The 6,696-nt window shown below is 39.3% G+C and carries 6 protein-coding genes; 4 read left to right on the top strand and 2 right to left on the bottom strand.

Features of this window, described 5'->3' with window-relative positions; all coding sequences use genetic code 11:
- Positions 1 to 125: 125 nt before the first annotated feature.
- Positions 126 to 1,553, bottom strand: coding sequence for a pentapeptide repeat-containing protein (locus CALSC_RS06285; protein ID WP_088240535.1), 1,428 nt, complete (start codon positions 1,551 to 1,553; stop codon positions 126 to 128).
- Between the two features lie 9 nt (positions 1,554 to 1,562).
- Positions 1,563 to 1,751, bottom strand: a complete 189-nt coding sequence (locus tag CALSC_RS06280) for a hypothetical protein (RefSeq protein ID WP_088240534.1) — start codon at positions 1,749 to 1,751, stop codon at positions 1,563 to 1,565.
- A gap of 614 nt (positions 1,752 to 2,365) precedes the next feature.
- On the opposite strand from CALSC_RS06280, the gene topA reads away from it, so the two are divergent.
- From topA to CALSC_RS06255, 4 genes are all read left to right on the top strand, one after another.
- Complete coding sequence (topA, locus tag CALSC_RS06270; protein WP_088240533.1) at positions 2,366 to 4,576, top strand: type I DNA topoisomerase; 2,211 nt, start codon at positions 2,366 to 2,368, stop codon at positions 4,574 to 4,576.
- A gap of 7 nt (positions 4,577 to 4,583) precedes the next feature.
- Entirely contained in the window at positions 4,584 to 4,895 is a 312-nt protein-coding gene (cutA, locus tag CALSC_RS06265) for a divalent-cation tolerance protein CutA (protein WP_088240532.1), read from the top strand.
- Positions 4,896 to 5,034: 139 nt separating this feature from the next.
- Entirely contained in the window at positions 5,035 to 5,439 is a 405-nt protein-coding gene (locus CALSC_RS06260; RefSeq protein ID WP_088240531.1) for a CoA-binding protein, read from the top strand.
- Between the two features lie 170 nt (positions 5,440 to 5,609).
- Complete coding sequence (locus tag CALSC_RS06255) at positions 5,610 to 6,440, top strand: class II glutamine amidotransferase (RefSeq protein ID WP_088240530.1); 831 nt, start codon at positions 5,610 to 5,612, stop codon at positions 6,438 to 6,440.
- Positions 6,441 to 6,696 lie beyond the last annotated feature (256 nt).

The following is a 6,696-nucleotide window of genomic DNA, read 5'->3' as shown; positions in this document are numbered from 1 at the left end:
AAGTGTAATAGTAGGATATATGGGAGGTTGGGAGTGAAAAATCGCTGTCAGGCTGTGGTGAATGCGAGGAATTAGGGGATTTTGGAGTACTTCTTTACTTTATTGAGCAACGCCAAATTATCTAATTATCTAAGTGAGCCCTCAAAATTGGCACCAAGTGTCTTAGCACCATCTAGGTTAGCACCCCATAATCGAGCTCCACTGAAATCAGCATTGTTTAAGTTAGTATTTTTGAGGTTAACATAGCTTAACTTAGCTCTTCGCAGCTTAGCTCCTTGTAGATTAGCATTTTCTAGGTTAGTTATTTTACTTTTACTACTAGTAGAAGATAATCTAGCACTATATAGGTTCGCATTTTGTAAGTTTGCATTTTTCAGATTAGCTCCTTCTAAATCAGTAAACTGTAAGTTCGCTTCTTGTAGTTGAGCACCCTGTAAGTTCGCTTCTTCTAAATCTGTACCTTTTAATTGAGATTTATGTAATTTTGCAAAACTTAAATTTGCTCCCTTCAGTTGAGCTCCTGATAAATTAGCCCCTTTTAATTTGGCGTTTCGTAAATTAACATTATCAAGAAATAAACCCTTTAAATTTGCACCTGATAAATCACAATTTACACAGGCTTTAGTCTGTTGTAACCTAATAACAAGAGCTTGTTTTTGAGCTTTAATTCGTTCTCTTTCAGCTTTTTCCTTTGTAATGCGTTCCCTTTCAGCTTTTTCTTTCGCAATTCGCTCCCTTTCAGCTTTTTCTTCTGCAATGCGTTCTCTTTCAGCCTCAATTAGTTCTCTCTCAGCTAAAATCTTTTGTTCTTGTCTGTGCTTGTTAATTTGATAAAAACCTAACATTGATACACAAAGAATTAACAAACTGATGGCATATATTTTGAATAATTTAGGTTTGAATAATTTAGGAGAAAGTTTGACAGTTTTACCTACATTAGCTACATTATTATCTATTTTGCTTGATTTTAATGCTTTAAATGCTATCTCAGCATTATGAAAACGTTTCTCTAGCTTCCTTTCAACCATTTTCTCTAACCATTTAACGAAGAAATAAGATGATTTTGGTAGCTTACTTTTAAACTGAATACGTTCATTATCATCAATTAAATCTCCAATATTAATTGATTCTGTCCTTGTTAAGAGACAAATTATAGTTGCTCCTAAACTATATAAATCAGTTCCTTTTGTTAACTGACGTTTGTGAATCTGTTCAGGAGGCATGAATCCGAAAGTTCCTTTAGCAACCGTACTTGCTATTTCTCCCTCGCCAAGTTTAGCCAAACCAAAATCCACTAAATAAACTTTCTTATCTTGACTCAAAAGGATATTTTCAGGTTTAATATCTCGATGGATAATGGGTGGTTGTTGCTGTTGTAAATAAACTAATATTTCTAAACATTGAACCGCAATTTTCTGGATATCTTCAGGAGTTAAATAACCAGATTCTGCCAGTGAAGGAGCATTTTTATATTCCTGCACCAAACAAAACCCTGTTGAGGTATCAAAAGAATTTAGATAGCGAGGTATACTCGGATGATTAAGCCTCTGCAAAACTTTAATTTATTGATGGATAGCATCGTAGTCTCTCCAAGTACCCATTGCTTGAGCAAACTGAAATTGCTTAATCACCACAGTTTTACCTGTATTGATATCTTTTGCCAGATAGGTAATTCTTCCTCCCGTCAGATTCTTACCTAATTCCCGTTCAACTTCATAGCCGTTACTGGAAAAATCAGGGTAGTTAATCATTATTTAACCTGGATTATACTAAGATTCCAACGTATAATAATTAAGTTTAAGTAGGTTGGCGTAAAAAATTATCGTTTGGATAAGGCAGGGGGCAGGGAGCAGGGAGCAGGGGGAACAAGGGTTTTAGGCTTATTTACTATTCTTCACATAGTTTGGTTTTATTGTGCCGACTTACTTAGCGGAAAAGCACCAGTTATAAACTGGATTTTTTACAACTAAGAAAAAATCTGTTTTATTAGTAAGATTTAGGATAGTTTAATTGATACATCAGCGTAAATAAAGCAACCATTTTACATTGCTCAAAGCCCTATCCTATAAGCTTTTTTACTTTTGAATTTTGACTTTTGCCTTGCGGTACCAGGCTTTTCTGATAAAATGGCCGTTTTGGCATTATTGTCTGTACCAACAACCGCAATTGGGAACAGTTCGTAGCCCGTATAGATCAAGCTGTAATCACAGAGGAAAATTTGCAAGGTAAACTAATTCGTGTGGTACGCCCTGCCAATTAAGCTAAGTTTTGCTACAAAAATGAGAGATTAAACCATTAGATCGGAGACAATTCAATATATCTAGCAAGTTTACTGCCCCTTGAGCATATTAAAAATTACTAGACTATGCCAAAACGCCTTCTAGTAGTGGAATCCCCCGGTAAAGTCAAAAAACTCAGTCAAATCCTGGGAACTGACTGGATTGTACGTGCGAGCTGTGGACATATCCGAGAACTCAGCAATGAGGGGGAAGATTCCCTAGGTTTTGTCATGGATGGTAATAGGATAAAATGTCGCTACATACCCAGAGATCAGAAGGCAAAGGAAAATATTCAACAACTCAAGAATGCGGTTAAGCAAGTACAAGAGGTTATATTAGCTACAGACCCAGATAGGGAAGGTGAAACCATTGCTTGGCATTTGAAAGAAGCTTTGGGATTGAAAGAGGCAAAACGGGTGGTATATACAGAGATTACACCATCTGCGGTTAAAAGTGCGATCGCTCGTCCCCGAAAACTGGATACTAATTTGGTGGGAGCAGGATTGTGCAGAGATTGTTTAGATAAATTAGTTGGTTATAAGGGGAGTCCCTTAGTTTGGGCGCTTAATAATGGTGCAAAGAGTGTAGGTAGGGTTCAAAGTGCTACCCTACATCTAATTTGTCGGCGTGAGAGAGAAATTAAGTCCTTTGTTCCCCAAGATTATTGGAGTGTGTGGGTAGACTATGCGGAGGGATTCCGCGCTTTCTACAAAGGGATGGTAAATGCTCCCTCCTCCGCCACAAAGCAGAAAACGGAAGTTGATGATGATACTGTCAGTCATAAGACGGAAGTTAAGGAATCTACCCGTGTGCTTTCTGAAGCAGAAGCAACCCGATTAGTGGAAGCAGCCAAACGCCATCCCCACCAAGTTATTCAATACGAAGGGAAAATTGCCAACCGTCAACCACCCCCACCTTTCATTACCTCAACCCTACAACAAGCTACTGGTTCCAGGTTAAAATTTGCTCCGGAAAAGACAATGCAGGTAGCACAAAAGCTATATGAAGCTGGTCTAATTACTTACATGCGGACAGACTCAGTCATGTTGAGCCCAGAATTCTGTGATAGTGCTCGTAAGTGGTTGCGACAAAAAGACCCCAATAACCTACCCCAGAAAACAACTAGACATCGTAGTAAAAAAACTGCCCAGGAAGCCCACGAAGCAATTCGTCCCACAAATGTGTTTCGTCCTTCCACCGAATTGCGAGTAGAACTTTCCCCAGATGAGTTTAACCTGTATGTGCTGATCTGGAAAAGAGCGATCGCATCCCAATGTCGCCCCGCCCAACTGCGAAAAACCCTGGTAATTACTCAGTCTGGCGAAATTCTCTGGCAAGCGAGGGGTCAAGTAGTAGAGTTCCTTGGTTATGCTCGTTATTGGCCTAATCTCAGCAAAGATACCATCTTGCCCAATTTGCAACAAGGGCAAATCCTCACTTTGCAAGATGCAGGACATGAGAAGAAACAAACCCAACCACCACCTCGTTACAGTGAACCAAAATTAGTCCAATTAATGGAACGTAAAGGTATTGGTCGTCCTAGTACCTATTCTCCCACCATTGCCACCTTAAAGAAACGGGGCTATGTGCAATTAACCAAAGCTAATTTAGAACCAACTGTTTTGGGTTTAGAAGTTGATGATTTTTTGCAGAAAGCATTACCAGATTTGTTAGAGACAGAATTTACTGCCAAGATGGAAGATGCATTAGATGAAATTGCTGCTGGAAAACAACCTTGGCAAGATTATTTAACAAATTGGCACCAGACTTATTTTGCTCCAGCCTTAGTCAAGGCGAAAACTGTACCAATTAGTCCATCAAACAGTCAGACAAAATCTCCCGCAGTTGGACGCACATTTGATAAATCTAGAACTCGTTGTCCCCAGTGTGATCATCACCTAGCGAAAATTAAGAGTAATAAGGTGAAAAAGAAGTATTTTCTTAAATGTGTCAGTGGTTGTGAAAATGTGGTTTTGTTTTGGAGTGAATACACTAAAACCTGGGTACCACCTCGTTCTACCGGGAATAAAGATAGTCAAGAGAAAAATCCTCAAAAGCCTCCAGCCAAGATAACTCAATATCCCTGTCCAGTGTGCAAGAAACCTCTGGAAGAATATGGTTATATCAAAGATGGGCAGCATAAAACAATGTTGCGCTGTTCTGATCCTAAGTCATGCAATGAACGCAAACATAAAGATGTGGCTTTTTTTCATACGGCAAAAGGTTGGTGGAGTCCCAAGTTTGGGGAATTGAAACCAGAAACTCTCAGACACGATATTAATCACAATTCACATTAATACAGGCATGAAAATTTACTACGTAACCTTAAATAACTCAGAAGAGGCACGTAAAATTAGTGGTGCATTGCTGGAGAAAAAACTAGCAGTGTGTACAAATTGGTTTCCCATTACCTGCGCTTACCGTTGGGAAGGAGAAATTCAGGAGGAACCGGAATTAGTTCTGATTATCAAAACCCAATCAGGTTATAGAGAGGAGATTGAAAGGGTAATTCAGCAATATATTACATATACCAATTTCATCGCCGAAATCTCGCCTACAAATGTCAATCAAGGGTTTATGGATTGGTTAAGTATTGAGGTTCCTCCTCGTTCTTGAGCCAAATAATTATGCCAATTTGAAAAATGATTGGGACAGATGGAAAGAAAGAAAAACTGATTTAGTAACTCTTTCACAATCTAAAATCTAAAATCTAAAATCCAAAATGGTATTACTTTCTTAATTGTGAATTTTTATTATGGGCGATCGCAATATTCAAGAGATATTGATTAATGCTAAAGTTATAGCTGTTGTTGGCCATTCCCATAAACCAGAACGCACCAGTTATCAAATTGCCCAATTCTTAAGCAGATGTGGATATGTAGTCTATCCTGTCAACCCATTAGTAACAACAATTAATGGTTTGCCTTGCTATCCTTCCCTGACAGAAATTCCATCTGCTGTGGATATTGTGAATGTGTTTCGCCGTTCAGAATACTTGAGTGAAATTGTTGATCAAGCGATCGCTATTGGTGCTAAAACCGTATGGGCACAACTTGGTGTTTTTGATCAAGAAGCAGGGCAAAAAGCCTTAGATGCTGGACTCAATGTAGTGATGGATACTTGTATAAAAATTGAATATCTGCGCTTGGTCACTGGATAATTTGTGATGTATAGCACCACGCAATTACGTTAGGACATGGTTGAAGAACCAAACCTATGAATAGTAAACTTATTACTTATTACTTATTACTTATTACTTATTACTTGCGCGTAGGTACAATAATAGTGGCAACAGAATATCCATAAAAAAGAGATGGAGAAAACCCTTCGATGTGCCGATGGCTTGCTTATTTGGGTAATCCGATTTATCTAGAAGAGTTGATCTATAAACCGAAACACTCTCTGATAGACCAAAGTCTAGCTGCCCGTACCTCTGAGACTACCACTAATGGTGATGGGTTTGGGGTAGGGTGGTATGGCAGTCGAGTTATTCCTGGAGTTTATAGAAGTATTCAACCTGCTTGGAATGATCGCAATTTAAGGGACTTAGCCGCCCAGATTCCATCCCCGTTGTTTCTCGCCCACGTTCGAGCCGCAACCTCAACAGCAGTACAGCAAAGCAACTGTCATCCCTTCCGATATGACAAATGGCTATTTGTTCACAATGGTGTAATTAACAATTTTCTTCAGATTAAGCGGGATCTTGTCCTAGCTATTGCCCCCTCATTCTATCCAGTAATTGAAGGAACAACAGATTCCGAAATTATGTTCTATCTGGCATTGACATTCGGGCTTACCGATGATCCGATAAATGCCCTGGAGATGATGGTGGGATTTATTGAACAGCTTAATACTGACAATGGGGTCAATAAATATTCTGTACAGATGACACTTGGTATTAGTGAAGGTACACGCCTAATCGCTGTTCGCTATTCAACCATAGGCAAATCCCGTACCCTTTACTGTAGTAAACATTGGCGTGCCTGCTCCGAATTGAATCCAGAGTGTGATCTCTTTTCTGGGAATGCTCACCTAGTGGTTTCCGAACCATTAACTGACTTGACAGATGATTGGGAGGAAGTGCCAGAATCAACCGCAATTATTATTCAGTCAGATCATGTAGTAATGCGGTCTTTTCAGCCAAATTTTCCTGTGGGTTAATAAAGATAATCGGAAAAAGGGTAAAAAAAGAATGGGACAGATGGGTAGGGAACATCCACAATCTTTAAATAGAGCGTGCCGTTAGGCATAAAATTCTTTTGGTGAGGGTAGGCTTCGGGCGTGAGCTCAGCCGAACGGGAGTCGGGAGTAGGGAGTAGGGAGTGGATTCATCTTAGCAATTTTGGCATATACTGGACATTGTTCTTCATGCGCTCCTGGTAAATACCCTGTACTCATCAAAAATTCCCCCACTAAG

Source organism: Calothrix rhizosoleniae SC01, assembly GCF_900185595.1.
GTDB lineage: Bacteria > Cyanobacteriota > Cyanobacteriia > Cyanobacteriales > Nostocaceae > Calothrix_A > Calothrix_A rhizosoleniae.
Note: the sequence above shows the minus strand (reverse complement) of the source record. Positions and strands in the feature narration are given on the sequence as shown.

Bases quoted from the DNA above. Each gene is read 5' to 3' on its own strand.
- CALSC_RS06255 (WP_088240530.1), top strand. From the start codon at position 5,610: ATGTGCCGATGGCTTGCTTATTTGGGTAATCCGATTTATCTAGAAGAG.
- CALSC_RS06260 (WP_088240531.1), top strand. From the start codon at position 5,035: ATGGGCGATCGCAATATTCAAGAGATATTGATTAATGCTAAAGTTATA.
- topA (WP_088240533.1), top strand. From the start codon at position 2,366: ATGCCAAAACGCCTTCTAGTAGTGGAATCCCCCGGTAAAGTCAAAAAA.
- cutA (WP_088240532.1), top strand. From the start codon at position 4,584: ATGAAAATTTACTACGTAACCTTAAATAACTCAGAAGAGGCACGTAAA.
- CALSC_RS06280 (WP_088240534.1), bottom strand. From the start codon at position 1,751: ATGATTAACTACCCTGATTTTTCCAGTAACGGCTATGAAGTTGAACGG.